The following is a 25,133-nucleotide window of genomic DNA, read 5'->3' as shown; positions in this document are numbered from 1 at the left end:
CGGACGCCGGCCGGCCCACCCCGACCCCTCCCGGAGCCCCGCCATGCCTCCTCGTCTCCTCCTCTACACCCGCACCGCCGACTACCGCCACGAGTCCATCCCGGACGCGGTCGACGCGATTAGGGCGCTCGGCGGGTTCGCCGTCGAGCACACCGAGGATCCCGCGGACTTCGAACGCCCGTTGGAAGGGTTCGCGGCCGTGGTCTTCCTGTCCACCAGCGGCAGGGTGCTGACCCCGGCCGGGCGGGCGCGGCTGGAGCGGTACACGAGGGCGGGCGGCGGCTTCGCCGGGGTGCACGCGGCGGCCTGTACCGAGTACGGGTGGCCGTACTACGGCGGACTCCTCGGCGCCCGCTTCACCCGGCACCCCGCCTGCCAGCCGGGCCGCGCCCTCGTCGCCGACCCCGCCCATCCCGCCACCCGGCACCTGCCGCCGGTGTGGGAATTCACCGACGAGTGGTACGACTTCGACCGCGTTCCGGGAGACCGCGAGCGGGTGCTGCTGCGCGCGGACGAGACGTCGTACGAAGGCGGCGGGATGGGCGCGGACCATCCGCTGGCCTGGTGCCGCGAGCGGGGCCCGGCGGCCGGCCGCGTTTTTTACACAGCCCTTGGCCATGCCTGTGACGCGTACCGCGACCCGGAGTTCCTCGCTCACCTGAACGGCGGACTCGAATGGGTGGCAGAACCGGCTCAGTGACGTTTCTGCGGTGAACCGGTTGCCCCATTGGGGTGACTAAAGCTCGCGTAGAGGGATGGTCATGTGTCTACCTAGAGATGCTCTTGTCTTGGCAAAGGGCGTCGAGACGCGTGACCCATCCTGCCCGCGTCACCCACCCACAGAAGGAGCCGGACCTTGACTTACGGTAAGAAACTGCGCGAGAGCATCGCCGGGCCCGGGACTACACCGCTGATCGGCGTGTACGACATGTACTCGGCGTCGATCGCCGCCAAGCACTACGAAGGAATGTTCGTCTCGGGCTTCGGCTTCGCCGCCTCGTACTACGGGCTGCCGGACATCGGATTCATCGCGTGGCCCGACATGGTGGCCTTCGTCCAGCGGCTGCGCGGCGCGTTCCCGCACCACCACCTGCTGGTGGACATCGACGACGGGTACGTCGACCCCGAGGTCGCCTGTCACGTCGTGGAGGGACTCGAGCGCATCGGCGCCTCCGGCGTGATCCTGGAGGACCAGAAGCGGCCCCGCCGCTGCGGCCACGCCGACGGCAAGCAGGTGCTGCCCCTGGAGGAATACCTGGAGAAGCTGGAGAAGGTCCTGGAGACCCGCAGGGACCTGGTCGTCGTCGCCCGTACGGATGCCACCGACGAGCACGACATCCTGCACCGGGCCGAGCGGCTGGCCGCCACCGACGCCGACGTGGTGCTGGTCGACGGTGTGCGCAGCGTGGAGTGGATCAAGCGGATCCGCAAGGTCACGGGGGACAAGCCGCTGCTGTTCAACCAGATCGCCGGCGGCAAGTCGCCTCGCCTGTCCCTCGGCGAACTGTCCGACCTCGGCGTGAACGTCGCCATCTACAGCACGCCGTGCCTGTTCGCCGCGCACGAGGCGATGGACTCCGCGCTCGCCGGCCTCAAGGCGGCCGACGGCCGGCTGCCGGAGGTCGACCCCGCGAGCGGTGTCGGGGTGAAGGCCTCCACCAGTCTGCTGGAGCGCAACATCGCCCGCGAGCGGCTCGTTTCCGAGGGCGTGGGCGTGTGATCCGTGCCGTCTCCGGGCTCGGGACGGCCGCGGCGGTCGCCGCCGCGCTCCTCGGGGCCGGTGCCGCGCCGGCCGTGGCGTCCGACAGCCTGATCACCGTGATCGACAACTCCGAAGCCGACTCCTGGCTGGAGGTCGACCGCACGGCCAACCTCCAGGCCGGCAGCGGCACCGCCGGCAGCGACCACGACGGCAGCGCCGTGGACGTGGTGGAGGCCCTCCTCGCCGGTCCCGACCAGGACGAAGAGGACTGAGCAGGACAGACGAGGACGCGGCAGGACGACGGAACACGGCGATCGAACACGGACGACGGCCGGGCGCTTCCCTTACGGGAGGTGTCCGGCCGTCCGCGTGTGACGGAGGTCCGCCCGGGCCCGGTCCTCCCCGGTGTCGGGACGGCCGTTCTCGTCCAACCCGACGTCCTCCTCCGGGTCGTGCTCGTCGGCCGGCGAGACCGCGGGCGGTGCGGCGGTCGGTGCGACGGGCGGGGTCATGGCGACGCGCTGCTGTCCGGGGGCGAGGGTGTGCCGGGCGGCATGGGCCGTGCCGTAGGCGGCGGCCAGGGCGACTGCGGCCACGGCGAGGACCGCGGCGGTACGCGTGCTGCGCTTCATGCCCGGCCAACGACCCGCGCGGAGGCGGGGTCACCGTACGACGGGCCGACGCGCCGGGAACGTCACGCGGATGGCCGCTCCGCGCCGGCGGGCGCGTACGCCGTGGGGCGGTGCGCCGCCGGCGGGGCCGTGCTCGCCCGCCGTACCAGCCGGGTCGACAGCTCCGTCCGGGTGCCCTCGGGGCGCTCGCCACGCGTCATGCGGACCAGCAGCCGCAACGCCGTCGCCGCCATCTCCGCCAGCGGCTGGCGGACGGTGGTCAGCGCCGGTACGGCCCAGCGGGCCTCGGGCAGGTCGTCGAAGCCCACCACGCTCATGGCGTCGGGCACCCGCACGTCCCGCTCCGCGAGCGCCGCGTACACGCCGAGCGCCATCCGGTCCGAGCACACGAAGACGGCCGTCGGCGGCTCGGGCAGGTCCAGCAGTTCGTGGGTGCGCAGCCGGGCGGTGGCCTCGTCGGAGTCCGCGTGCCGCACATACTCGGCGCGATACCGCACGCCCGCCGAGGCGAGCGCCGAGCGGTAGCCGGCCAGCCGTGCCTCGCCGGCCATCGTGCGCGGGTGGCCGGCGACCACCCCGATCCGCTCGTGGCCCAGCTCCAGCAGATGCTCGGTCGCGCACACCCCGCCCTGCCAGTTGGCCGCCCCGACCGACACCACTCCGGCCGGCGGCTCGTGGGCCGGATCGACGAGCACATAGGGGATGCGGTGGTGGTCCAGCCAGGCGTACTGCGCGGCGGACAGCTCCGCCAGGTGGAACAGCACTCCCGAAGAGCCGCGCGCGGTCAGCTTGTCCAGCCATCCCTGTTCCGGTCGGGCGTCCCGGCCCCGGGCGGGCGCGGCCGACACCACCACGTCCAGCCCCGCCTCGTACGCCGCCGCCTCCACCCCACGCAGCACCGCGCCCGACCGGGAACTCTCCAGCGAGTGCAGCACCAGGTCCACCAGGCCCGGCGCCCTGGCCGCGTCGAAGCGGGAGCGGCGCACATAGCCGAGCCGGTCCAGCGCCTCGGTCACCCGGCGGCGGGTCTCGGGCGCGACGTCCTCACGGCCGTTGACCACCTTGGACGCGGTGGGCACCGACACGCCCGCCTCCCGGGCCACCACCGCCAGCGTCGGCCCGGCCACCACGTTCGCACCCCGCGCACGGACCATGGCGAACCCCCTTCCCGGCCCGCCCGTGGGCCATCGCAACCTGCTGCCGACGCGCTGTCGTGGCCCGAAAACCGATCACCGGCCGCCGACAGAAAGCGCTTCCTACGATAGTTGCGCCTGAACACGGCGGGAAGACGGACGATCCACGGGATGCGGCCGACCGCCGACGGGCGCATCTCCAGCGTGCGGACCGGCCGGTCGCCGGGCCGGGCCGGTGCCGGTCGCGCGGCCGGCGGGCCGTGTCGGCCCTTCGGTGCCCGGAGCCGGAGCGTGAGGCGCAGTTCTCCGGACGGCCCGGCAGCGGTTCCGTGCCGGGAATACGTCCGCGTCGTGTGGTGCTCTGATGTGAACGGTGTCCGCACCGGTGAGCGGCGCGGGCGCGCGGTGAAGGGCTGGTGGCTATGGCGGCGGACCAGTCGGGACCCGTGGTCCCGACCCCTTACGGGGCCGTGCGCGGCCGGTACGAGCGGGGCATCGCGGTCTTCCGGGGCATCCCCTACGCCGCCCCGCCCTTCGGTTCCCTGCGGTTCCGCCCGCCCCGGCCTCCCGAGCCCTGGGACGGCATCCGGGACGCCGGCGCCTTCGGGCCGACCGCGCCGAAACCGCCGTACTCCGAGGCGTTCGCCCCGTACCTGTCCGACCCCGCCATCCCCGGCGACGACTGCCTCAACCTCAACGTATGGACTCCCGATCCGGGCCCCGGCGCCCGGCTCCCGGTGCTGGTCTGGCTGCACGGCGGCGCGCTGACCAGAGGCTCCTCGGCCGTGCCGGTCTACGACGGGAGCGCCTTCGCGCGCGACGGCGTCGTCTTCGTCTCGGTCAACTACCGGCTCGGCGTGGAGGGCTACGGCCTGTTCCCGGACGCGCCGCCGAACCCCGGCCTGCGCGACCAGTTCGCCGCCCTGTGCTGGGTGCACCAGACCATCGCGGCCTTCGGCGGCGACCCGGACCGGATCACCCTGTGCGGACAGTCGGCCGGCGCCATCAGCACCGGCGTCCTGCTCGCCGCGCCGCGGACACGGGGCCTGATCCGGCGCGCGGTGCTGCAGAGCGGACCGCCCGAGGTCTCGGACCGCGACAAGGTGCGGCGGATGGTGCGCCGGATGGCCGCCCGGCTGAGGGTCCCCGCCACCGCCGAGGCGTTCGCCGCCGTCGACCGCGGCCTGCTGCTGCGCGCCCAGGCCGAGGCCGGCCGGCTCGGCGGCCCGGTGCTCGGCGGTCCCGCGTTCGGCATCGTCGTGGACGGCGACCTCGTGCCCCGGGACCCGCTGAAGGCGCTGACCGACGGCGGCGCCGCCCCGGACGCCGAGCTGCTCATGGGCTGGACGCGGGACGAATACCGGCTGTGGCTGGCGCCCGGCGGACTGCTGGAGCGCGTCGACCGGCTCGGCGCGGTCGCCCTGGCCGGAGCCATGGCCCGCTGCCACGCCGGTCACGACATCCCGCGCGGCTACCGGCTGCTGCACCCGGGCGCCGGCACCGCCGAGATCGTCGGCCAGATGGTCACCGACCATCTGCTGCGGGTGCCGCTGCACCGGCTCGCCGACGCCCGGCCCGGCGCCTGCCACCTGTACGAGTTCGCGTGGCCGTCCCGGCTGCCCGGCCTCGGCGCCTGCCATGCGCTGGAACTCGGGTTCGTCTTCGACACCGGGGACGTGCCCGAGTCGAAGAAGCTGGCCGGTGAGGGCGCGCCGCGGGAACTGTGCGACGCGATGCACACCGCCTGGGTGCGGTTCGCGACGACCGGGGACCCGGGCTGGGCGGCCTGGGACGCCACGCACCCGGTGCGGATCTTCGACGACGGCGCGCCGCGGGTCGTCCACGGCCCACGGGACGCGGACATCGCCCTGTGGACCACCGCGTCCGCCGTCGCCGAGCCCGCACGGCACGCCGTCCCGCGCGCCCCCGGCGCCGAACTCGCCTCCGCCCTGCGCCGGCTCCGCCGCTCGGCGGGCGCCCTGCGCCGCTGACCGCCGTCACACACGGGCCCGGCAGGCGACGGGCCGGCCCCGGCGCGGCGCACGGAACGAGCCGGCCGCCCGGTGGGAGGGTCCGGGCGGCCGGAGCTTTCGAAGAGGCCGAGCGGATACTCACCGTACGGAAACGGGCGCGTACCGTCATCGGCGCCCGGTGTCGTTGTTCGACCAGGGGGCGCCGCCGAGGGCGCTCGTCCACGCCCCGCACGCCGACGTGCGCCTCCCGCGGCGTCCCGGTGCCTCCGCGTCCCTCCGGTGAGGGACTGCGCTCAGGCCGCGTCCAGCGTCCGCGCGATCTCCCCGATGCTCCGCGGACCCACCCGGCAGCACCCGCCGATCAGCCGCGCCCCCGCCTCCCGCCACGCCGTGACCCGTGCCGCGCCGAACGTCGTACCGCCCCGCCAGGCGCGCGCCCCGGCGTCCCAGTCCTCGCCGCTGTTGGGGTAGACCACGACCGGCTTGCCGGTGACGCGCGCCGCGATCTCCACGGCCGGCTCCACGTCCTTCGGTGCGCAGCAGTTCACGCCGACCGCGATCACCTCCTCGGAGTCGGCGGCGAGGGCGAACGCCTCCTCCAGGGGCTGGCCGGCCCGGGTGCGCGGTCCGTCGACCGTGTACGACAGCCAGGCCGGCACCCCGAGGCCCCGCACCGCTCGCAGCAGCGCGGCGGCCTCGTCGGCGTCCGGCACGGTCTCCAGCGCCAGCACGTCCGGCCCGGCGGCGGCCAGCGTCTCGATCCGCGGCCGGTGGAACCGCTCCAGCTCGGCCACGCTGAGCCCGTACCGGCCCCGGTACTCGGAGCCGTCCGCGAGCATCGCCCCGTACGGCCCGACCGAGGCCGCCACCCACAGCGGGCGCCGGACGCCGGTGTCCGCCGCCCGCCGGGCCGCCGTGCGGGCCAGGTCCACGCTGAGCGCGAGCAGCCGTGCCGCCTCCGCGCGGTCGATGCCGCGCTTGCCGAAGCCCTCGAAGGTGGCCTGGTAGCTGGCCGTGATCGCCACGCTCGCGCCCGCGCGGAAGTAGCCGAGGTGGGCCTCGGTGACCGCCTCGGGCCGCTCGGCGAGCAGTCGCGCCGACCACAGTTCGTCACTCAGGTCGTGCCCGGCCGACTCCAGTTGGTTGGACATGCCGCCGTCGAGCACGACCGTCCCGGCGGCGAGGGCGTCGGCGAGGCTGGGGCAGGTGTCGCTGGTCATGTCACGACGCTAGTCGAAGCGGAACGGCCGCGGACCGGGGGTCCTCGCGCCCGACCCATTGACCCTTCCGGAGCGCGCCCTTACCTTTTCGGCGTTCGGAATCACAGATGACGTACGGAATCTCGAACAGATCCCATTCAGAGGCACCACGACGTTCCGCCGAAGGCCACCGCACCCCACCGAGAGGCAGTCCGCATGAGCCGCGACCACGACCTGCCCGACGCTTTTGGCCGCAGGACGGTGCTCAAGGGCGCCGCGCTCGCCGCCGGCGCCCTGGCCGTCACCCCCGGCCTCGCCCAGGCAGCCGCCCCGCGGCCGCACTTGGAGCACCCGAAGGCGGCCCCCTATGTGAACCCCCTCGTCCGTCAACGCGCCGACCCGCACATCACCCGCCACACCGACGGCACCTACTACTTCACGGCGACCGTCCCCGAGTACGACCGCATCGTCCTGCGCCGCTCCCGCACCCTGAACGGCCTGTCCGCGGCCGCCGAGTCGGTGATCTGGCGGGCCCACGCCGACGGCCCGATGGCCGCCCACATCTGGGCGCCCGAGCTGCACCGGATCGGCGGCAAGTGGTACATCTACTTCGCCTCGGCCCCCGCCGAGGACGTGTGGGCGATCCGCATCTGGGTGCTGGAGAACGCCCATGCCGACCCCTTCAAGGGGACGTGGGTGGAGCGAGGGCAGATCAAGACGGCCTGGGAGACCTTCTCCCTGGACGCCACCACCTTCCAGCACCGCGGCACCCGCTACCTGGTCTGGGCCCAGCACGAACCCGGCATGGACAACAACACGGCCCTGTGGATCTCGGAGATGGCCGGCCCCTGGACCCTGACCGGTCCGCAAGTGCGCCTGTCCACACCCGAGTACGACTGGGAGTGCGTCGGCTACAAGGTCAACGAGGGCCCGTACGTCCTCAAGCGCAACGGCCGGATCTTCCTCACCTACTCCGCAAGCGCCACCGACTGGCACTACTGCATGGGCCTGCTGACCGCCGACGCCCACGGCGACCTGCTGGACGCGCGCGCCTGGACCAAGTCGCCGGTACCGGTGTTCACCAGCAACGACACCACGGGACAGTACGGCCCCGGGCACAGCTGCTTCACCGTCGCCGAGGACGGCCGTACCGACGTCCTCGTCTACCACGCCCGCCAGTACAAGGAGATCACCGGCGACCCGCTGCACGACCCCAATCGGCACACCCGGATCCAGCGGCTCGGCTGGAAGCCGGACGGCACCCCGGACTTCGGCGTCCCCGTGGCCGACACCGTGACCGAAGGAGTGTGAGATGAGACGCCTGTACGCCCTTCTGCTCGCCCTGTGCTGCGCCCTCGCCGCCGCGCCGGCTCTCGCCGGACCCGCCCAGGCGGCACCGCAGTCCATCGCCAACGGCACCCGGTTCACCGACACCTCGGGCAACCCGGTGCACGCTCACGGCGGCGGAGTGATCAAGGTCGGCGGCTACTACTACTGGTTCGGCGAGGACCGCAACAGCGACAACACCTTCCGGTCCGTGGACGCCTACCGCTCCTCCGACCTGCGGAACTGGGAGTTCCGCGCGCGCGTCCTCACCCAGTCCTCCGCCGCCGAACTGGCCACCGCCTACATAGAGCGTCCCAAGGTCCTCTACAACGCGGCCACCGGCAAGTTCGTCCTCTGGATGCACAAGGAGAACGGCACCGACTACGGCGAGGCCCGCGCCGCCGTCGCCGTCTCCGACACGGTCGACGGCAGTTACGCCTACAAGGGCAGTTTCCGCCCGCTCGGCCAGTACATGTCCCGCGACCTGACCACCTACGTCGACACCGACGGCACGGCGTACATGATCTCGGCCGCCAACGAGAACTACGACCTGCACATCTACCGGCTCACCGCCGACTACACCGGCATCGCCGGCCTGGTCGCCAACCCCTGGCCCGGCGGCCACCGCGAGGCACCGGCCCTGTTCAAGCGCGGCGGGGTCTACTTCATGCTCACCTCGGGCGCCACCGGCTGGAACCCCAACCAGCAGCAGTACGCCACCGCCACCTCCCTCGCCGGCCCGTGGACGTCCTGGAAGAACGTCGGCGACTCCACCGCCTACGGCTCCCAGACCGCCTACGTCCTTCCCGTGCAGGGCACTTCGGGCACCTCGTATCTGTACCTGGGCGACCGCTGGGGCGACTCCTTCGGCGGGAAGGTGAACGACTCCCGGTACGTGTGGCTGCCGCTGTCCTTCCCGACCGCCACCACGATGACCATGTCCTGGTATCCGGAGATCACCGTCGACACCACGGCCGGGACCGTCACGGGCACCTCCGCGACCTACAACACGCTGATCGCCCGGCACAGTTCCAAGTGCGCCGACGTGCCGAGCCGGTCGGTGTGGCAGGGGGCCGCGATCAGCCAGTACACCTGCAACGGCGGCACCAACCAGAAGTGGTGGTTCAAGGACCTCGGCAACGGCTACCGGGCCCTGGTGGGCCGGGGCAGCTCCCTGTGCCTTGAGGAGAACGCGAGCGGGGTCACCCAGGAGGACTGCACCGCCGCCACCGGCCAGCAGTGGTCGGTCACCGCCTCCGGCTCGTACGTCACCCTCACGTCCCGTGCGAGCGGGAAGTGCCTGGACGTCTCCGGCGGGTCCACCGCCGACTCGGCCGCGATCATCACCTACGCGTGCAACGGTGCGGCCAACCAGCAATGGACCCGCGGGAGCTGAGTGCCGGTCAGGCGAGTAGGTCGATGGCGTCGACGGCCGTACCGGCGCTGAGGTAGCCCGTCGTCCCCGAACCGCTCACCACCTCGATCCTCAGCACGTTGTACTGGCCGGTGTCCGTGCGCCAGGCACCGGCCGGGACGCTGTAGGCGAAGGTGTGGTTGTTGCCCCGGTACGAGCCCACGGTCAGGGACCGGGTGCCCGGCTGGGCGGGCGGGGAGGGGATCGCCGAGGTCCAGGTGTCGTTGACCGTGATCCGCGGCCGGCCGTTCGCGTAGGCCGTCGTCACGCCGATCCTCAGGGTGTGCGCGGCGGCGGCCTGCGCGGCGGTGAGCCTGAAGTACACGAGCAGGCCGCTGTTGACGTCCTTCCACAGGTAGCAGGGGAAGCCGGACGTCTCCGTGCCGCTGCCGATCACCACGTTCCCGGTCCAGGGCGCGGCCCGGACGTCGGAGGGATGGGCGTACGTCATCAGGTCCGCGTTCTTGAACCCGGCCGGGGTGCCGTTCCAGTCGCCGATCCGCCAGATCGCGCTCGCGCGGGACGGGTCGTTGGACGAGGGGACGGTGAGCGTGTTGAGCGTGGTCGTCGCGCCCGCGGTGACGGTCACCCGGCCCTCCAGGACGGCCAGTTCGCCCTTGTAGACGGTCAGCGTGTACGTGCCCGGCAGGACGCGGGAGATCGAGAAGTACCCGTCCGACGCGCGGGCCTGACCCCAGTACTGCGCCGAGGAGCCGGCCAGCCCCACGGTGTACGGGTACGCGGTGTCGCGCCCGGCGATGCCGACCCCGGCGACGCGGCCCCGGCCGCTGTCCGGCACGTACCCGGCGATGCCCAGCGCGTCGGCCCACGGCGTGGTCAGCGTGTCGTGGTAGAGGGCGGGAGAGGGCGCGCCGCCGTCGGTGAACGCGATGACGTACGGGCCCTGGAGGCCGTAGCGCTCGGGCTCCGTCTGGTTCTCCCCGTAGTACAGGATCTCGTACAGCCCGCCGCCGTCGGTGCTCTGGTGACGCAGCAGCGAGCGGTAGAAGGGGCCGCCGGAGGCCTTCTCGTGGTTGCCGCGCACGATCCACAGGCCGACGCCGCCGGCGGACCAGCCGGTGTAGTCGTAGTCGATGACCCGCACCTTGGAGTAGTGCTTGGAGCGGGTCTGCCCGTCGGACTTCGCGAACACGTCCGACGCCTCGATGGTGCGGGTCGTGTAGGTGTAGGAGTCGGGCTCGTCGTTGCGGAACAGGCCCGGTGCGACACGCAGGATGTAGCGGGTCGCGGCGACCGAGGAGTCGGCCTTGTGGGTCCACAGGTAGATGTTGTTCTCGCCGGCGCGGGCCGCGTAGTAGTGGCGCAGCGTGCCGTGGGTGACGGAGATCAGGACGGTGGAGCCGGACTGGGCCAGGGTCACGGCGGAGCTGCCGAGACCGGACTCGATGTGCGAGTTCTTGCCGCCGTAGCCCTGGTACTCGGTGCCCTTGTAGACCAGCGAGGTCAGGTCGCCGGTGGACTTGGAGACCTTGAAGACGAGGTTCGCGCCGGTGTCGACGACGTAGTCGGTGCCGTCGTCACGCCAGCCGAAGCCGGCGGCGACGGCGGTGCCGGCGAGCGGACCGGCGAGGGCGGCCGAGCCGGCGGCTGCGGCACCGGCGGCGACGAAGGCGCGGCGCGTGACCGTGCGGTCGGTGGATCCGGACATGGGGGTGCCTCCTTGGGGAGGTCCGGGGTGTGCGGGTGACTGGCAGGGTGACAGTTGAATCGTTTTCGCGAAAGAGCTTTCGCTCGGATCGCGCAGGTGATCGCAGGATTTCGCGCCTGGGTCTAGAAAGCGCTTGTCATGAGCGGTACCGTCCAGCCGCCGGACCTTGCCGACCGCCGAGGAGTCAGCCAGTGAGACGTTTCACCGCCCTGCGCGGCGCCGCCCTGACCGCCCTCGTCCTGAGCGGGGCCCTCACGGCGGCCCCCGCCCGGGCCCACACCGGCCGGCCGCCCGGCACCGGCCACTGCACCGCCACCGCCTGCCACTTCGACGTCCCGCCGGGCACCTACGACGTGACCGTCCGGCTCGGCGCCGCCACGGCCTCCGGCACCCGTATCACCGGCGAGACCCGGCGCTCGCTGCTGCCGGAGACCGCCGTCCCGGCCGGCGAGACCCGCACCGAGAGCTTCACCGTCGACGTCCGCACCCCCGAGGGCGAGCCGGCCGGTCCCGACGGACACCCCGGCCTGGACCTGGCGCTCGGCGGCTCCGCGCCCGCCCTGGACGCCATCCGGGTCACCCCGGCCCGGCATCCCCGCCGCCTTCTCCTCGTCGGCGACTCCACGGTCTGCGACCAGCCCGCCGACCCCTACTCCGGCTGGGGCCAGCAGCTCCCGCAGTACCTGCGCAAGGGCCTGTCCGTCGCCAACCACGCCGACTCCGGCGAGAGCACGGTCACCTACCTCCGGGACCCGCGGCTGTGGGCCGCCGTCCAACCGCTGATCCGCCCCGGCGACCTCGTCCTCGTCCAGCTCGCCCACAACGACAAGACCACCGACGAGGCCACCTACCGCGCCAACCTGGAGACCCTGGTGGCCGGCGTCCGGGACCGGGGCGGCGAACCGGTGCTCGTCACGCCCGTCGTGCGCCGCTGGTTCAACGCCGACGGCACCCTGGACAACGACACCGCCCTGCTCGTCAACGGCCTGGGCGTCGACCACCCGGCCGTCATCCGCTCGGTCGCCGCCGCCGAGGGCGTCGCGCTGATCGACCTCACGGCGAAGACCAAGGCTCTGGTGGAGTCCCTCGGCCCGGAGGGCTCCAAGGCGCTGTACCTGTACAACGAGAAGCGCGACAACACGCACACCTCCGTGCACGGCGCCACCGTCTTCGCGGGCCTGGTCCGCGACGAACTGCTCGCCCGGCACCTGGTCCCCGAGGGCAGGGTACGGGCGGGATGAGCCCCCGGGGCGCCCCGACCGGAACCGGGGCGTCCCGGGTTCCCGCCGAGGAAGGACAGCCACCGCCGTGATCGAACTTCCCGCCGACGACCGCGAGTCGAGCCCGTACACCGGCTACACCCGCGCCCACTGGGAGGCCGCCGCCGACGGCCTCCTCGCCGCCGTCGAGCCGTACGCCGGCCCCGACCGCGCCCTCTACCATCTCCCCGGCGACCATGTGAGCCACTCCGGCCGCCTCTCCGACGGCCTCGAAGGCTACGCCCGCACCCTGCTGCTGGCCGCGTTCCGCCGCGACGAGACCGCCCTCGGCCGGTACGCCGACGGCCTCGCCGCCGGGCCGGGCGGAGTCTGGCCCCGGATCACCGACCGGAGCCAGCCGCTGGTGGAGGCCGCCTCGATCGCGCTCGCCCTGCGGCTGACCCGGCCGCTGCTGTGGGACCGCCTGGCCGACCCCGTGCGCCAGCGCACCGCCGACTGGCTGGCGGACGCGCTCACCGCCGTGCCCTGGCCGTGCAACTGGGAGCTGTTCCCGGTCACCGTCGGCGGCTTCCTCGCGGAGATCGGCCACCGGCAGGAGGCGGCGCGCGCCGCGATCGACCGGGGCCTGGAGCGGATCGAGACCTGGTACGTCGGCGACGGCTGGTACACCGACGGCGACGGGCGGAAGTTCGACTACTACAACGGCTGGGCCATGCACCTGTACCCGGTCCTGCACGCCTGGCTCGCGGGCGACACCGGCCTGCTCGCCCGCTACGGCCGCCGGCTCTCCCGCCATCTCGCCGACTACGCCCGCCTGTTCGGCGGCGACGGCGCCCCGCTGCGCCAGGGCCGCTCCCTGACCTACCGGTTCGCCGCCACCGCCCCGCTCTGGCTGGGCGCGCTGACCGGACACACCCCGCTGCCCCCGGGACAGACCCGCCGCCTGGCCTCCGGAGCCCTGCGGTACTTCGTCGACGGCGGCGCGGTCGACGCGCGCGGCCTGCTCCCGCTCGGCTGGCTCGCCCCCGACACCTCGCTCGTGCAGAGCTACTCCGGCCCCGCCTCGCCGTACTGGGCGAGCAAGGGCTTCCTCGGCCTGCTGCTGCCGCCCGGCCACGAGGTGTGGACGGCGCCCGAGGAGGCGGCCCCCGCCGAGCGCGCCGACGCCGCCCACCCGGTGCCCGCCCCGAACTGGCTGCTCCAGTCCACCGCCGCGGACGGCCTGGTCCGGCTGCACAACCACGGCAGCGAGGACGTCCGGTACGACCCGTACTACACCCGGCTCGCCTACTCCACCGCCACCGCGCCCGAGGCGTCGTACGACAACAGCGTGATCGTCGGCGGTGATCCGGGCCGTACGGGCATCGAGCCGCTCGGCACCGGCGAGGGCTGGATCGCCTCCCGGCACACCGTGCGCGCCGGGACCACCGTGACCAGCCTGGTGGTGGTGCGCGGTGCCGTGGAGGTGCGGGCCCATCTGGTGGCGGGCGCGGCCCCCGGGACCCCGGTCCGGGTGACGGGGTGGCCGGACGGGGACGGGGTGCGCGCCGAACTGGTGCCGGTGCACGGCCTGTCGGCGGAGCTGACCGGAGCCGTGCGGGCGGACGGCGGCCCCACGCTCTTCGTGGCGCTCGCCCGGCTCACCGGGGAACCGGAGCCCCGGCCGCTCACCGGGCTGGTGTCCGTGGCGGTGGAGCGGGACGGCCGGGAGGTGCGGGTGAGCCGGCCCGGCGGGCAGACCGCCGTCTTCCGGTTCGCGGACGGAGACACGGGATGGTCGGTGGCGCCCCGGTGAGCCGAGCGGGGACGGTTCGGCGGGGGCCGAACCGTCCGGGGTCCAGCATGGCCGTATGACCGCAGAGCCCGCCCCCGTGTCCTTCGCCGGCCTCCACCACCGTCCCGGGCGGCCGCTGCTGCTGCCCAACGCCTGGGACCACGCCTCGGCCGCCGCTCTCGCCGCCCGGGGCTTCCCGGCGATCGGTACCACGAGCCTGGCGGTGGCGGCGGGCGCCGGCCTGCCCGACGGAGCGGGCGTCACCCGGGAACGGACCGTCCGGCTCGCCCTGACGCTCGGCTCCGCGCCGTACCTGCTCTCCGTGGACGCCGAGGCGGGCTTCAGCGACGACCCCGGTGAAGTCGCCGGGCTCGCCGCCGAGTTGTGGGCCGCCGGAGCCGTCGGCATCAACCTGGAGGACGGTCTGGGCCCGGCCGCCCGGCACGCGGCGAAGATCGCGGCGGTGAAGGCGGCCGTGCCCGGACTGTTCGTCAACGCCCGCACCGACACGTACTGGGCGGGCGACGGCGACGAGCGGGAGACCCTGCGCCGGCTCGACGCCTACCAGGCGGCGGGCGCCGACGGAGTGTTCGTGCCCGGCGTGACCGACCCGGAGCGCATCGCCGCCCTCGTCCGGCACACCGAGGCCCCGCTCAACGTCCTCTACTCGCCCGCCGGGCCTCCGCTCGCCCGCCTCGCCGGCCTCGGTGTGCGCCGGGTCAGCCTCGGCTCGCTGCTGTACCGCAGGGCGCTCGGCGCGGCCGTGGACGCGGTGGCCGACATCGCGGCCGGGCGCGCGCCGGGCGGGACGACGCCTTCCTACGCGGACGTCCGGGCGTTGGACCGCAGCGTTCCGGCGAGCCGGTCCGCGAACTCCACCGGGTGATCGAGCGTGCCGAGGTGTCCGCCCGGGAACTCGGCGAGAGTACAGCGCAGCCGCTCGGCGAGGGCCTCGGCCGTGCGGTACAGGAGCTGACCGCGCGAGTCGGCGCCGGCGGCGAGGGTGAGCCGGCCCGGGGGCGGGGCGGCGGGCACGTATGACGTGAACGGGCGCAGGACACGGGCCAGGAAGACGCCCATCGGGGTCGCCGACGGGCCCTCGGCGGGCAGCCGCCCGGGCCCGTCCAGCTGCTCGATCAGCTCCGTCCGGCGCGCGTCCCCGTCCGGCAGGACCGTCACACACGGCGGTTCGTGCGCGACCACGTGCGCCACCCGTCCGGGGTGGCGGGCCAGCAGGTCCAGGGCCGCGATGCCTCCCGAGCTGGTGCCGAAGACGTGCGCCGGTTCGCCCGCCGGTGCCACCGCGTCCAGCACCCGTCGCGCGCCCGCGCTCCAGTCGGCGACCCGCTGTTCGGCGACCGGCTGCCCGAGCCGGCCGTGCGCGAGGCCCAGCGGGTCGTACGTGACCACGGTGAACCGGGTGGCCAGGCGCTCGACGAGCGGCCCGAGGCCCATCGGATGCCCGGCGCCGCCCGGCAGGAGCAGCAGCACCGGACCGCGGCCCGTGATGTCGTGGTACGGCGTGTCAGTCATCGCTCTTGGCCTCCCGGGGCCAGTGGGTGAGGGCCAGGTGCAGCGCGTCGACCGCCTTGTCCCACGAGGCCCGTACGTCCCGGTCCGCGCCGAAGCCGCCCGCGCCCTCCAGGACGCAGTAGCCGTGGAACGTGCTGCGCAGCAGGCGCACCGCGTCCGTCAGGTCCGGTTCCGCGAGGCCGTAGCCGCGCAGCATGCCGTAGGTGATCTCGGCGGTGCGGTGCAGCGCGGGGGAGTCCGCGATGAGGGCCTGGTCGATCCGGATCTGGGTGGCCGCGTACCGGCCGGGGTGCTCCAGGGCGTAGTCGCGGTAGGCGTCGGCGAACGCCTTCAGCGCCTCCTTGCCCGCCCGGCCGGCCACGGCCGCCGCGATCCGGTCGATCAGCTCGCCGCCCGCGTACAGCGCGAGCCGGGTGCGCAGGTCCTGGAGATTGCGCACGTGCGAGTACAGGCTCGCGTCCTTGACACCGAAGCGGCGGGCCAGCGCCGAGACGCTGAGGCGGTCGAACCCGGCCTCGTCCGCCAGCTCCGCCGCCCCCGCCACCAGCCGCTCGACGGTCAGTCCCGCCCGGACCATGGCACCTCCCTTGAGTTCCTAGGGTGCAGCCTAGGGCATCTAGGGACGTGGCGCATCAGGTGATCGGCGCGTACAGCACCCCCAGCTTGTCGATCTCGTCGCCCGCGCGGCCGATGAAGCCGGCGATCTGCCAGCCGGCCGGCGCGGTGAGGGTGGTGCCGTCGGCGGTCGCCGTGCCCGCCGAGAGCGACCGGCCCCGGTCGGTGGTGAAGGCGGCCGAGAAGATCCTTGTACGGCCGTCCTTCTGGCCCTCGGTGAGCCGGACGGAGGTGAGGTGTTCGCCGGCGGCGAGGGTGAGCGAGGCGGCCGTGCCGCCCGTGCCGCCGTGGCCGAGGACCGTGCCGCCGTCGTGGGTGAGGGACACGGCGTCCAGGCGGGCGGAGCCGCGCAGGGTGAGGGTGCGCGGTGCGGGCGCGGCCGGCAGGTCGTCGGCGTCGTTGAAGGCCGTGCCGTGCGGTCCGCCGACGAAGTCGCTCGCCCGGAGCCGCGGATCGACCGTGTACGAGAAGCCGACGGTGTGCGGGAAGTGGTCGGAGAGGTTGCCGCCGGACGCGTCCAGGAACTTCGCCCACTCGTCGTGATAGCGCGTGGCGGTCAGGGAGAGCAGGGGGCCGCCGCGGTAGAGCACCTTGTCGACCACCTCGCAGTCGTCGGGCGGCGCGGACGCCGGGCACAGCAGCGGATCGGCGCCCTGCGCGGGGGCCGTACCGCCCTTGACCAGCCGGACCCAGGCATCGGTCAGGCCGTTGTCCTCGACGAGGGTGCGGATGTTGTCGCCGGCGCGGGTGTAGCGGGTGTTGGTGTCGCCCATCACGATCACCGCGTTGCCCGCCGAGTTGGCCCGGACGAAGGCCGACAGCTGCGCGATGTTGGCCCGCCGGGCGGCCAGGGCGTCGGCGCTGTCGTCGGCGTTGGTGTGCACGTTGTACAGGTCGACGTAGACCCCCTCGGCGAGCCGCACCCGGGCCAGGGTGAAGCCCTTGGGGGTGAGGCAGTTGGTGCCGGTGCAGTCGTTCCACCGCACCCGCTCGAAGTCCTCGAGCGGGTAGGCGGACAGGGTGTTGAGGCCGTCGCCGATGCCCGCGCCGCCGCTGGTCGCCGTGCGGTATGGGTGGTGGTCGCCGGCGTAGAGCGCCGCGTGGTAGTTGAAGTCCTCCTGGACGTTGACGATGTCGTAGTCCGCCAGCCGTGGTGAGATCAGCGGGGTGTTGACGGCCGGATGGCCGGAGCTGAGGCCCTCCGGCAACCCGGCCACGTTGTACGTCAGGACACTGAAGGTCCCCGAGTCGGCCGCCTGTGCCGTACCGGCGGAGGCGGACAGCGCGGAGGCGGTCAGCAGGCCGGCGGCGAGGGCGCCGAGGAGTCGTCCCATGGGTCGCATGCGACCCATGGTCACGTCAACGCCCCGCGTTTTAAAGGGAGGTTGGAGAAACGGTGCCGGTCGGGGAGAAGACGAAGGAGAACTTCGCCGGTGCGGCCCGCAGGTGGTATCGGGGCAGCGGGGCCGGGCCGCAGGACTGGGAGCCGATGCCGTGCTGGCCATGGTCGAGGTTCACCCAGACCGTGTCGCCGGGCACCAGGTCGGTGCGGTGCGCGGCGGCGTCCAGCTGTTCGGTGGTCCAGCGGCGGGCGGTGAGCTGGAACACCGGGTCGCCGTCGATCCGCAGGCCGCCCAGTTCCGCCCAGCGCACGTCGATGCGGGCGCCGTTCTCCTGCGGGCGGACGTACGGCGTCTGGAGGTCGTCCACGGCCGCCTCCCAGCGGCCGGTCAGCGCCGCCGCCCGGGTGTCCGGGTACGCCTCGCCCGGGCCGCCGCCGTACCACCGCACCCGGTCGGCGGCGCGCAGCCCGAAGCGGATGCCGAGGCGGGGCAGCGGGACGGTCCAGTCGCCCTCCGGGACGGCGGACACCGTCAGCCGGAGCCGGTCGCCGTCCGACGTCCACCGGTACACCGTCGCCAGCCCCAGGTCCCGGCCGGCCGGCGCGACCCGGGTCCGGACCGTCAGGGCGTCCTCGCCCGCCTCCACCGCGTCCAGGCGGTGCCGCATCCGGTGCAGGCCCAGCTTCCGCCACAGCGGTCCGTAGCGCGGATCGCTCTGCCAGGCGGCGCCGTCGTCGTTGTCGGTCGTGGCCCGCCACACGTCCAGCCGCAGCCCCGTCACCGGCACCTCGCCGATCGCCCGCAACGCCCCGGTCCGGGCGTCGAAGACGGCCGGACCCAGCGTGATCTCCCCGTCACCGGGCACCGGCCGGGCGCTCGCCGCGACGGACGGCACCCGGCGCCGTGCCGCCGGGACCTGGCCCCAGGCGACCACATGGCCCGCCGGCGCCCACGCGGTGCCGTCGGCGAGCCGCGCCCGGACGGTCCACACCGCCTCGCCGGACGGCGCCCCGGCCGGTACGGAGGGCAGCTGGACCTCGGCCGACCCGCCCGGGGCCAGCGCGGGCACCGACAGCGTCCCGGAGTCCACCGGCTCGCCCTCGACCTCGTACGACCAGGAGAAGGACAGCGCCGACAGGTCCGCGAAGTCGTACTTGTTGGTGATCCGGACCGTGCCGTCCGTGCCGCCGCCGGTGACGGCGACGGGCTCGATCACCTTCTTGTACTCGATCAGGCCGGGAGAGGGCCGGCGGTCGGGGAAGAGCAGGCCGTCGCAGACGAAGTTGCCGTCGTGCAGCTCCTCGCCGAAGTCGCCGCCGTAGGCGTACCCGAGCGCGGGGTGGGCGATGCCGTGGTCGATCCACTCCCAGACGAAGCCGCCCTGGAGCCGGTCGTGGGCCTCGAACAGCCGCTGGTAGTCGGCGAGTCCGCCGGGACCGTTGCCCATGGCGTGGGCGTACTCGCAGAGGATGAACGGCAGTTCGCGGCGCCGCAGCGGCCCGCCGTCCAGGCCCCGGCCGATCCGCTCCACCTCGGCATGGTCCGCGTACATCCGCGAGTACACGTCCGTGTCACGGCAGTTGACGTCGCCCTCGTAGTGCAGCGGCCGGGAGGCGTCGCGGTGGCGGATCCACTCGGCCATCGCGGTCAGGCCCCGCCCGGTGCCCGCCTCGTTGCCCAGCGACCAGACGACGACCGACGGGTGGTTCTTGTCCCGCTCCACCATGCGGGCCGCCCGGTCCAGCAGGGCCGGCGTCCAGCGGTCGTCGTCCACGGGGTTGTCCCGCCAGCCCTGCTCGGTGAAGCCGTGGGTCTCCAGGTCGCACTCGTCGATCACCCACAGCCCGAGTTCGTCGCACAGGTCGAGGAAGGCCGGGTGCGGGGGATAGTGGGCGGTGCGGACGGCGTTGACGTTGTGCCGCTTCATCAGCAGCACGTCCTCGCGCATGGTCGCGAGGTCCAGCGCCCGCCCCTTCTCCGGATGCCACTCGTGCCGGTTGACGCCCTTGAACAGCACCGCCTTCCCGTTGACCTCGAGCAGGCCGCCGGCCACCCGCACCGTGCGGAAGCCGATGCGCAGCGGCACCCGCTCGCCTTCGGTGGCCAGCACCCCCGCGTACAGCCGCGGTGTCTCCGCCGACCACGGCTCGACCGGCACCGTCACCGGCTCCCCGGTGGGCACGTCGATGCCCAGCTCCGGCACGGTCACCCGGCCGTCCACGTCGGAGTCGACCCGCAGCGTGCCCGCGCCGGCGGTGTGGTCGTAGGAGGCGTGCACGAAGAAGTCGAGGACGCAGCCCGCCGGGCGGTGCAGCAGGGTCACGCCGCGGAAGATGCCCGGCAGCCACCACTGGTCCTGGTCCTCCAGGTACGAGCCCGCCGACCACTGGTGCACCCGCACGGCCAGCACGTTCCCGGCGGGCCGGAGCAGGTGCCCGACCGCGAACTCGTGCGGCAGCCGGGAACCCTTGAACTCGCCGAGGTCCGTGCCGTTCAGCCAGATCCGGGCACAGGACTCCACGCCGTCGAAGCGGAGCACGGCGCCGCCGTCCGCCGGCCAGTCGCCGGGCAGGTCGAAGACGCGCAGATGGTCGCCGGTCGGGTTCTCGGTCGGCACCCGGGGCGGGTCGACCGGGAACGGGTAGAGGTGGTTGGTGTAGACCGGGGAGCCGTGGCCCTGGAGCACCCAGTGGCCGGGCACCGAGATCTCCGCCCACTCGCGGGCGTCGTAGCCGTCCTCGGCGAAGGAGTCGTCCTCGGCGCCGGCCGTGTCCGACAGCCGGAAGCGCCAGGTGCCGTCGAGGGAGAGGGACGGGGCGTTGGAGGACGCGTACCAGGCGCGGGGCGGCAGCGCACCGGAACCCGGCGAGACGTCCTCGACGTACTCGGTGGTCGTGGTCACGGACATGGGTCTCCTCGCTCAGCCCTTGATGCCGGTCTGCGCGATCCCCTGCACCAGCCAGCGCTGGAGGAAGAGGAACACGAACAGCAGGGGCAGGATCGATATGGCGGTCGCCATGAAGATCAGGTGGTAGTTGACGGTCTGGTTGGTCATGTATGACGACAGCGCGACCTGGACCGTCCAGGCACTCGGGTCCTGGCCGATGACCAGCGGCCACAGGAAGGCGTTCCAGCCGCCGATGAAGGTGATCGTGGCGATCGCCGCGAAGAAGTTCAGCGAGTTCGGCACCACGACACGCCAGTACGCGCCCCAGTAGCCGAGCCCGTCCACGCGCGCCGCCTCCTCCAGCTCCTTGGGGAACCCGAGGAAGTACTGCCGGAACAGGAAGCAGGTGAAACCGCTGAACAGCCCCGGGATGATGAGGCCCCGGTAGCTGTCCACCCAGCCGAGTGACGACACCAGGACGAAACTCGGCACGAAGGTGACCGCGGCCGGGACCATCAGGGTCACCAGGACGGCGTAGAAGACCTTGTCGGCGTGCCGGTAGGGGATGCGGGCGAGGGCGTAGCCGGCCAGCGAGCACACCACCAGCGTGCCGGCCGTGTGCAGGACGCCGACGACCAGCGAGTTCCACATCGCGCGGCCGAAGTCCACCGTCGGGTCGTCGAACGGCTCGGTGATGTTGCCCCACTGGACGTGCGCGGGGAAGAACTTCCAGTTCTCGCCGGTGATCTCCGGGTCGGTGGACAGGGCGTTGCGGACCAGCAGGTAGAAGGGGACGAGGAAGAGCAGCGCGGCGAGGCTGGTCGCGATGTACAGGCCGGTGGAACTCATCACGCCGCCGCGCCGGGTGCGCGCGCGGGTCTCGGGTGCGGTGGTGGTCACCTGGACTCCTCCCCCCTGCCGAAGCCCATGATCCGGCCCTGGAACAGGGTGACGACACAGATCAGCACGGTCAGTACCACCGCTCCCGCGCTGCCCTTGCCGTAGTTCTGGTCCTGGCCGAGCGCGGTGTAGTACAGCTCGACCAGCGGCGGGCGGCCCCAGGTGGTCTTGGACAGCAGGTTGAAGAACTCGTCGAAGGCCTGGTACGCGGCCACGAGCAGCAGCAGGATCACGGCCGTGGAGGTGGCCCGCAGCTGCGGCAGCGTGATGTGCCGGAAGGTCTGCCAGCCGGGCCTGGCGCCGTCGATCGCGGCGGCCTCGTACAGCTCCTGGGGGATGTTCTGCAGCGCGGCCAGGAACAGGATCATGTAGAAGCCGGACTGGAGCCACAGCCGGGCGCTGATGATGACCAGCCAGTACCAGGGCGGGTCCGGGTTGGCGAGCCAGGCGGTGTTGTCCACGCCGAACAGGCCGAGGACGGTGTTGGCCAGCCCGAAGCGCACCCCGTTGAAGATCGACATCTTCCAGATCAGCGACGCGGCGACATAGCTGCACGCGGTCGGCAGGAAGAACACCGAGCGGTAGAAGGCGCGCATGAACCGCAGCCGGTTGACCAGCAGCGCGAGACCCAGCGAGAGCGCCCAGGTGGTCGGCACGATGAAGGCGGCGAACACGGTGAAGGTGCCGAGCGAGCCCATGAACCCGCTGTCGGACAGGATCTCCCGGTAGTTGCCCAGCCCCACGAACTCGCTGGGCGTCACCGTGAAGCGGGCCTCGAAGAAGCTGAGGTAGAGGCTCCAGCCGATCGGGACGTAGACGAAGACGGCCAGCCCGAGCAGGAACGGGCCGGTGAAGAGCCAGAAGTTGAGGGTGCGGCTGCCGCGCAGCCGGCGCCGGGGCCGGGTCTTCGCGGCGCCGGCCGCGACACCGCCCGTGGTGGTGGTCGACATCTCGGGATCCGTCCGCCGGCCTATCCGAACAGCTTCTTCAGCTCGGCGTTCACCCTCTTGTCGCACCTGTCGAGCGCGGCCTCGGGGTCACCGTCCTTGCGGACGCAGTCGGCGAACAGGTTCTCCGTGGCGGTGATCATCGCCTGGGTCCAGCCGATGTTGTCGAAGTGCCCGTACTCGTTGAAGAGCCGCACGCCCTCCGCCGGCAGGCCCGAATCGAGTTTCCCGGAGGACCGCGCGAGGGAGGCGCGCGGCGGGATGTGGAAGCCGTACGACGTGGCCCAGTCCTCCTGGTACTTCTTCTGGTCGATCCACAGCCACTTCACGTACTCCTTGGCCGCGTCCACGTCTTTGCCCTTGGCGTTGACGAACATCGACCAGCCGCCGTTGTACACCGACGGCCGGCCCGCGTCGCCGACCTTCGGGAACGGCATGATGCCGAGGTCGTCGCCGAGCGCCTGCTGGAACTGCGGCATGGCCCACATGCCGCAGAACTGGATGGCGCACAGGCCCTGGTTCAGCGCCGAGGGGTCCCAGAAGTCGGCCGGGGCGTCCAGCAGCAGATGGCCGCCGGCGAACAGCTTCCGCATCGTCCTCAGGCCGGCGATCACGGCGTCCGTGTGGTAGGCGATCTCGTTCTTCTCGTTCAGCGTGTCCGCGCCGGCCGACCAGATCAGCGGGTTGATCACCGCGTGCAGGTCGTTGCCGAGGAACAGGCCCTTGACCTTGCTCGTGGTGAGCTTGGCGGCGGCCTCCACCAGTTCGTCGAGCGTCCGCGGCGGCTCGATGCCGGCCTTCTGGAGCAGGGATTTGCGGTAGAAGAAGAACTGCGGGTCGTCGATCATCCGCACGCCGTAGATCTTGCCGTCCACGGTGTGCGACCGGATGTCGGCCTGGTTGAAGTCGTCCTTCACCGGTGCGACGAGGTCGGTCAGGTCCGCCACCTGGCCGCTCCGGACGAGCTGGATCTGCGGGTGGAACTCGAACAGGTCCGGCGCCTGGTCGGTGAGCAGGGACGCGAAGAGCTTGCTCTCGAAGTTGGAGCCGGTGATCCACTGCGTGGTCACGTCCGCCTTGGTGTACGCCTTGGCGTAGCGCTTGACCGCCTGCTCGGTGCCCGGCTCGCCGTAGGCGTGGAAGTACTGGACCAGGTGCTTGCCCGAACCCGAGCCGCCGCCACGGCCGTTGTTGCCGCCGCACGCGCCGAGCGCACCGGCGGCGGCCAGGCCCGCGGCGGCCCGGAATATCGATCGGCGGTCCCAGGTGCTGCTCTGTGCCGACATGTGACGTCCTTGTCTGGTCGAGTGCGGCTGCGGCTCGCACGCCCGGTGGCCGGGGGCCGAAGGGGGCGTGGTGCGGGACGCTAACCTTCGCCCAATCCTTCGGCAAGGGGTTGGACGAAGTCGGTGCGAGTTGTTGCACGACGTTCGGCATCGCGAACGCGCCCTGTACGGTACGGGAGTCGGCGTGCCGGGCCGGGGCGGCGGCGGACGGTGTCCGGCCAGGACGCGAGGGCGCTACGACGCGAGGGCGCCGGTCCGCGCTCTCCGGTGCGTCACGCCGACGGTGCCGTACGGCTGCCCGCGCGGGTGCGCCGCGCCGCCCGCTGCCCGACCGGCCGCAGCGCCCCCTCCAGCGCGAACGTGGCCGCGCCGAGGGACACCGGGTCGGTGGGGATCGGGGAGAGGACGATCTCGGTGGCGGCCAGCGGCCGGCGCAGCGCGTGCCGGGCGACCGCCTGCCGGACCTCGTCGAGCAGCGGTTCGCCCAGCCGGGCGGCCACCCAGCTGCTGAGCACCACCACTTCGGGGTTGAGCAGGTTGATCAGGTCGGCGATGCCCGCACCGAGGTAACGGGCGGTGTCCCGGACCACCTGGAGCGCCACCGGGTCCCGCCCGGCCACCGCGCGGGCCAGCGCGCCGATGGTCGCCGTCTGGTCCTCGGGATGCAACAAGTCGGAATCCGGGCTCAGTTCGCGCAGGTTCCGCATGATGCCGGGCGCACCGACGTACGTCTCCACGCAGCCGCGGTTGCCGCAGTGGCACAGCCGGCCGTCCAGCACGAGCGTGGTGTGCCCCCACTCCCCGGCGCTGTTGCTCACCCCCCGGTGCAGCCCGCCGCCGAGCGCGAGCCCGGCGCCGACACCGGTGCCGAGGTTGACCACCACGGCGTCCCCGCGGCCCCGCGCCGCCCCGAACCACAGCTCGGCCACCGCGCAGGCCCGCAGCGGATTGTCCAGGTGGAGCGGGTAGGCGATGTGCTCGGCGAGCAGATCGAGCAACGGCACGTCGTGCCAGTCCCAGTTGGGGGCGTACTCGGCGACCCCCGTGTCCCGGTCCACCTGCCCCGGCACGCTCACCCCGACGCCGAGCACCCGGGCCGGCTCGACACCGGCCTGGGCGAGCACCGAGCCGACGGCGGCGGCGACCTGCCCGACCACCTGCTCCGGCCGGCTCTCCCCGGGCCGCATGTCCTCGTCGGCCCGGGCCAGCACGTTCAGCGCCAAGTCGAACAGCTCGACGTGGACGTAGGTCTCCGCGATGTCCACGCCGATCAGCGCGCCGCCCGACGCGTTGACGGCGACCAGCCCCCGGGGGCGGCCCCCGGCCGAGTCCTCGAACCCCACCTCGGTGATCATGCGGAGGTCCAGCAGCTCGCCGACGAGCGTGGCCACCGTGGCGAGGCTCAGCCCGGTGACCGCGGCCAGCTCCTGCCGGGAGGTGGGCGACTCGGCGATGATCTCGCGCAGCACCTCGTAGCGGTTCGCGGTGCGGATGTCGCGCGATGTGCGCTTCACGCGGCTGCCCCTCCCATCGGCGTCCGGCCCGGCCGGGGCGGCACGGCACCGGCGCGGGCGTCAGGC

Annotated in this window: 21 protein-coding genes; 9 read left to right on the top strand and 12 right to left on the bottom strand. The window is 73.1% G+C overall.

Features of this window, described 5'->3' with window-relative positions:
- The first annotated feature begins 43 nt into the window (after positions 1-43).
- The 3 genes from SCK26_RS08500 (at position 44) to SCK26_RS08490 (ending at position 1,974) form a co-directional block, all read left to right on the top strand.
- On the top strand, positions 44-700 hold the full coding sequence (locus SCK26_RS08500; protein WP_318200658.1) for a ThuA domain-containing protein: 657 nt from the start codon (positions 44-46) through the stop codon (positions 698-700).
- Positions 701-856: 156 nt separating this feature from the next.
- On the top strand, positions 857-1,720 hold the full coding sequence (locus SCK26_RS08495) for an isocitrate lyase/PEP mutase family protein (protein WP_318200657.1): 864 nt from the start codon (positions 857-859) through the stop codon (positions 1,718-1,720).
- On the top strand, positions 1,717-1,974 hold the full coding sequence (locus SCK26_RS08490) for a hypothetical protein (RefSeq protein WP_318200656.1): 258 nt from the start codon (positions 1,717-1,719) through the stop codon (positions 1,972-1,974). The genes SCK26_RS08495 and SCK26_RS08490 overlap by 4 nt, the downstream gene beginning before the upstream one ends.
- Before the next feature lie 72 nt (positions 1,975-2,046).
- Here the strand turns inward: SCK26_RS08490 and SCK26_RS08485 are convergent, their stop codons facing one another.
- Entirely contained in the window at positions 2,047-2,334 is a 288-nt protein-coding gene (locus tag SCK26_RS08485; RefSeq protein WP_318200655.1) for a hypothetical protein, read from the bottom strand.
- Between the two features lie 62 nt (positions 2,335-2,396).
- Positions 2,397-3,488: a LacI family DNA-binding transcriptional regulator gene (locus tag SCK26_RS08480; protein ID WP_318200654.1), complete on the bottom strand. Its 1,092-nt coding sequence runs from the start codon at positions 3,486-3,488 to the stop codon at positions 2,397-2,399.
- Between the two features lie 401 nt (positions 3,489-3,889).
- On the opposite strand from SCK26_RS08480, the gene SCK26_RS08475 reads away from it, so the two are divergent.
- Positions 3,890-5,458 carry a carboxylesterase/lipase family protein gene (locus SCK26_RS08475; RefSeq protein WP_318200653.1) on the top strand — a complete coding sequence of 523 codons (1,569 nt, stop codon included), beginning with the start codon at positions 3,890-3,892 and terminating at the stop codon, positions 5,456-5,458.
- Between the two features lie 275 nt (positions 5,459-5,733).
- Here the strand turns inward: SCK26_RS08475 and mmuM are convergent, their stop codons facing one another.
- Complete coding sequence (gene mmuM, locus SCK26_RS08470; RefSeq protein ID WP_318200652.1) at positions 5,734-6,660, bottom strand: homocysteine S-methyltransferase; 927 nt, start codon at positions 6,658-6,660, stop codon at positions 5,734-5,736.
- A gap of 195 nt (positions 6,661-6,855) precedes the next feature.
- Here mmuM and SCK26_RS08465 point away from each other — a divergent pair, with 195 nt between their 5' ends.
- Both SCK26_RS08465 and SCK26_RS08460 read left to right on the top strand, forming a co-directional pair.
- Complete coding sequence (locus tag SCK26_RS08465) at positions 6,856-7,950, top strand: glycoside hydrolase family 43 protein (RefSeq protein ID WP_318200651.1); 1,095 nt, start codon at positions 6,856-6,858, stop codon at positions 7,948-7,950.
- 1 nt (position 7,951) lies between these two features.
- On the top strand, positions 7,952-9,361 hold the full coding sequence (locus tag SCK26_RS08460; protein WP_318200650.1) for an RICIN domain-containing protein: 1,410 nt from the start codon (positions 7,952-7,954) through the stop codon (positions 9,359-9,361).
- A 7-nt stretch (positions 9,362-9,368) separates the two neighbouring features.
- Here the strand turns inward: SCK26_RS08460 and SCK26_RS08455 are convergent, their stop codons facing one another.
- Positions 9,369-11,048, bottom strand: coding sequence for a rhamnogalacturonan lyase B N-terminal domain-containing protein (locus SCK26_RS08455; RefSeq protein WP_318200649.1), 1,680 nt, complete (start codon positions 11,046-11,048; stop codon positions 9,369-9,371).
- 191 nt (positions 11,049-11,239) lie between these two features.
- On the opposite strand from SCK26_RS08455, the gene SCK26_RS08450 reads away from it, so the two are divergent.
- The 3 genes from SCK26_RS08450 (at position 11,240) to SCK26_RS08440 (ending at position 14,928) form a co-directional block, all read left to right on the top strand.
- Positions 11,240-12,289, top strand: a complete 1,050-nt coding sequence (locus tag SCK26_RS08450) for a rhamnogalacturonan acetylesterase (RefSeq protein ID WP_318200648.1) — start codon at positions 11,240-11,242, stop codon at positions 12,287-12,289.
- A gap of 70 nt (positions 12,290-12,359) precedes the next feature.
- Entirely contained in the window at positions 12,360-14,063 is a 1,704-nt protein-coding gene (locus SCK26_RS08445; RefSeq protein WP_318205961.1) for a DUF2264 domain-containing protein, read from the top strand.
- Positions 14,064-14,118: 55 nt separating this feature from the next.
- The gene (locus tag SCK26_RS08440; protein WP_318200647.1) at positions 14,119-14,928 is read left to right on the top strand and encodes an isocitrate lyase/phosphoenolpyruvate mutase family protein; all 810 of its coding nucleotides are present in this window, start codon (positions 14,119-14,121) and stop codon (positions 14,926-14,928) included.
- Here SCK26_RS08440 and SCK26_RS08435 read toward each other — a convergent pair.
- The 8 genes from SCK26_RS08435 to SCK26_RS08400 all read right to left on the bottom strand — a co-directional run bounded on the left by SCK26_RS08435 (position 14,862) and on the right by SCK26_RS08400 (position 25,067).
- Entirely contained in the window at positions 14,862-15,575 is a 714-nt protein-coding gene (locus SCK26_RS08435) for an alpha/beta hydrolase (protein ID WP_318200646.1), read from the bottom strand. The two genes, SCK26_RS08440 and SCK26_RS08435, sit on opposite strands and share 67 nt — an antisense overlap.
- Positions 15,568-16,152 carry a TetR/AcrR family transcriptional regulator gene (locus tag SCK26_RS08430; protein WP_318200645.1) on the bottom strand — a complete coding sequence of 195 codons (585 nt, stop codon included), beginning with the start codon at positions 16,150-16,152 and terminating at the stop codon, positions 15,568-15,570. Before SCK26_RS08430 ends, SCK26_RS08435 begins: the two co-directional genes overlap by 8 nt.
- 55 nt (positions 16,153-16,207) lie before the next feature.
- Positions 16,208-17,524: a jacalin-like lectin gene (locus tag SCK26_RS08425; protein WP_318205960.1), complete on the bottom strand. Its 1,317-nt coding sequence runs from the start codon at positions 17,522-17,524 to the stop codon at positions 16,208-16,210.
- 40 nt (positions 17,525-17,564) lie between these two features.
- Positions 17,565-20,441, bottom strand: coding sequence for a glycoside hydrolase family 2 TIM barrel-domain containing protein (locus tag SCK26_RS08420; protein ID WP_318200644.1), 2,877 nt, complete (start codon positions 20,439-20,441; stop codon positions 17,565-17,567).
- A gap of 12 nt (positions 20,442-20,453) precedes the next feature.
- Positions 20,454-21,320 carry a carbohydrate ABC transporter permease gene (locus tag SCK26_RS08415; RefSeq protein ID WP_318200643.1) on the bottom strand — a complete coding sequence of 289 codons (867 nt, stop codon included), beginning with the start codon at positions 21,318-21,320 and terminating at the stop codon, positions 20,454-20,456.
- A complete protein-coding gene (locus tag SCK26_RS08410) occupies positions 21,317-22,270 on the bottom strand; it encodes a sugar ABC transporter permease (RefSeq protein ID WP_318200642.1) in 954 nt (317 codons plus the stop codon). The genes SCK26_RS08415 and SCK26_RS08410 overlap by 4 nt, the downstream gene beginning before the upstream one ends.
- Before the next feature lie 20 nt (positions 22,271-22,290).
- Positions 22,291-23,553: a sugar ABC transporter substrate-binding protein gene (locus tag SCK26_RS08405; protein WP_318200641.1), complete on the bottom strand. Its 1,263-nt coding sequence runs from the start codon at positions 23,551-23,553 to the stop codon at positions 22,291-22,293.
- 272 nt (positions 23,554-23,825) lie between these two features.
- Complete coding sequence (locus SCK26_RS08400; RefSeq protein WP_318200640.1) at positions 23,826-25,067, bottom strand: ROK family transcriptional regulator; 1,242 nt, start codon at positions 25,065-25,067, stop codon at positions 23,826-23,828.
- Positions 25,068-25,133: the final 66 nt, after the last annotated feature.

Origin of the sequence: Streptomyces sp. SCL15-4 (assembly GCF_033366695.1) — a bacterium.
Lineage (GTDB): Bacteria > Actinomycetota > Actinomycetes > Streptomycetales > Streptomycetaceae > Streptomyces.
The sequence above is the reverse complement of the archived record's forward strand: the minus strand, read 5'-3'. Positions and strand labels throughout refer to the sequence as shown.

Bases quoted from the DNA above. Each gene is read 5' to 3' on its own strand.
- SCK26_RS08435 (WP_318200646.1), bottom strand. From the start codon at position 15,575: ATGACTGACACGCCGTACCACGACATCACGGGCCGCGGTCCGGTGCTG.
- SCK26_RS08480 (WP_318200654.1), bottom strand. From the start codon at position 3,488: ATGGTCCGTGCGCGGGGTGCGAACGTGGTGGCCGGGCCGACGCTGGCG.
- SCK26_RS08420 (WP_318200644.1), bottom strand. From the start codon at position 20,441: ATGTCCGTGACCACGACCACCGAGTACGTCGAGGACGTCTCGCCGGGT.
- SCK26_RS08455 (WP_318200649.1), bottom strand. From the start codon at position 11,048: ATGTCCGGATCCACCGACCGCACGGTCACGCGCCGCGCCTTCGTCGCC.
- SCK26_RS08460 (WP_318200650.1), top strand. From the start codon at position 7,952: ATGAGACGCCTGTACGCCCTTCTGCTCGCCCTGTGCTGCGCCCTCGCC.
- mmuM (WP_318200652.1), bottom strand. From the start codon at position 6,660: ATGACCAGCGACACCTGCCCCAGCCTCGCCGACGCCCTCGCCGCCGGG.
- SCK26_RS08405 (WP_318200641.1), bottom strand. From the start codon at position 23,553: ATGTCGGCACAGAGCAGCACCTGGGACCGCCGATCGATATTCCGGGCC.
- SCK26_RS08440 (WP_318200647.1), top strand. From the start codon at position 14,119: ATGACCGCAGAGCCCGCCCCCGTGTCCTTCGCCGGCCTCCACCACCGT.
- SCK26_RS08475 (WP_318200653.1), top strand. From the start codon at position 3,890: ATGGCGGCGGACCAGTCGGGACCCGTGGTCCCGACCCCTTACGGGGCC.
- SCK26_RS08485 (WP_318200655.1), bottom strand. From the start codon at position 2,334: ATGAAGCGCAGCACGCGTACCGCCGCGGTCCTCGCCGTGGCCGCAGTC.
- SCK26_RS08430 (WP_318200645.1), bottom strand. From the start codon at position 16,152: ATGGTCCGGGCGGGACTGACCGTCGAGCGGCTGGTGGCGGGGGCGGCG.
- SCK26_RS08465 (WP_318200651.1), top strand. From the start codon at position 6,856: ATGAGCCGCGACCACGACCTGCCCGACGCTTTTGGCCGCAGGACGGTG.
- SCK26_RS08425 (WP_318205960.1), bottom strand. From the start codon at position 17,524: ATGGGACGACTCCTCGGCGCCCTCGCCGCCGGCCTGCTGACCGCCTCC.
- SCK26_RS08410 (WP_318200642.1), bottom strand. From the start codon at position 22,270: ATGTCGACCACCACCACGGGCGGTGTCGCGGCCGGCGCCGCGAAGACC.
- SCK26_RS08500 (WP_318200658.1), top strand. From the start codon at position 44: ATGCCTCCTCGTCTCCTCCTCTACACCCGCACCGCCGACTACCGCCAC.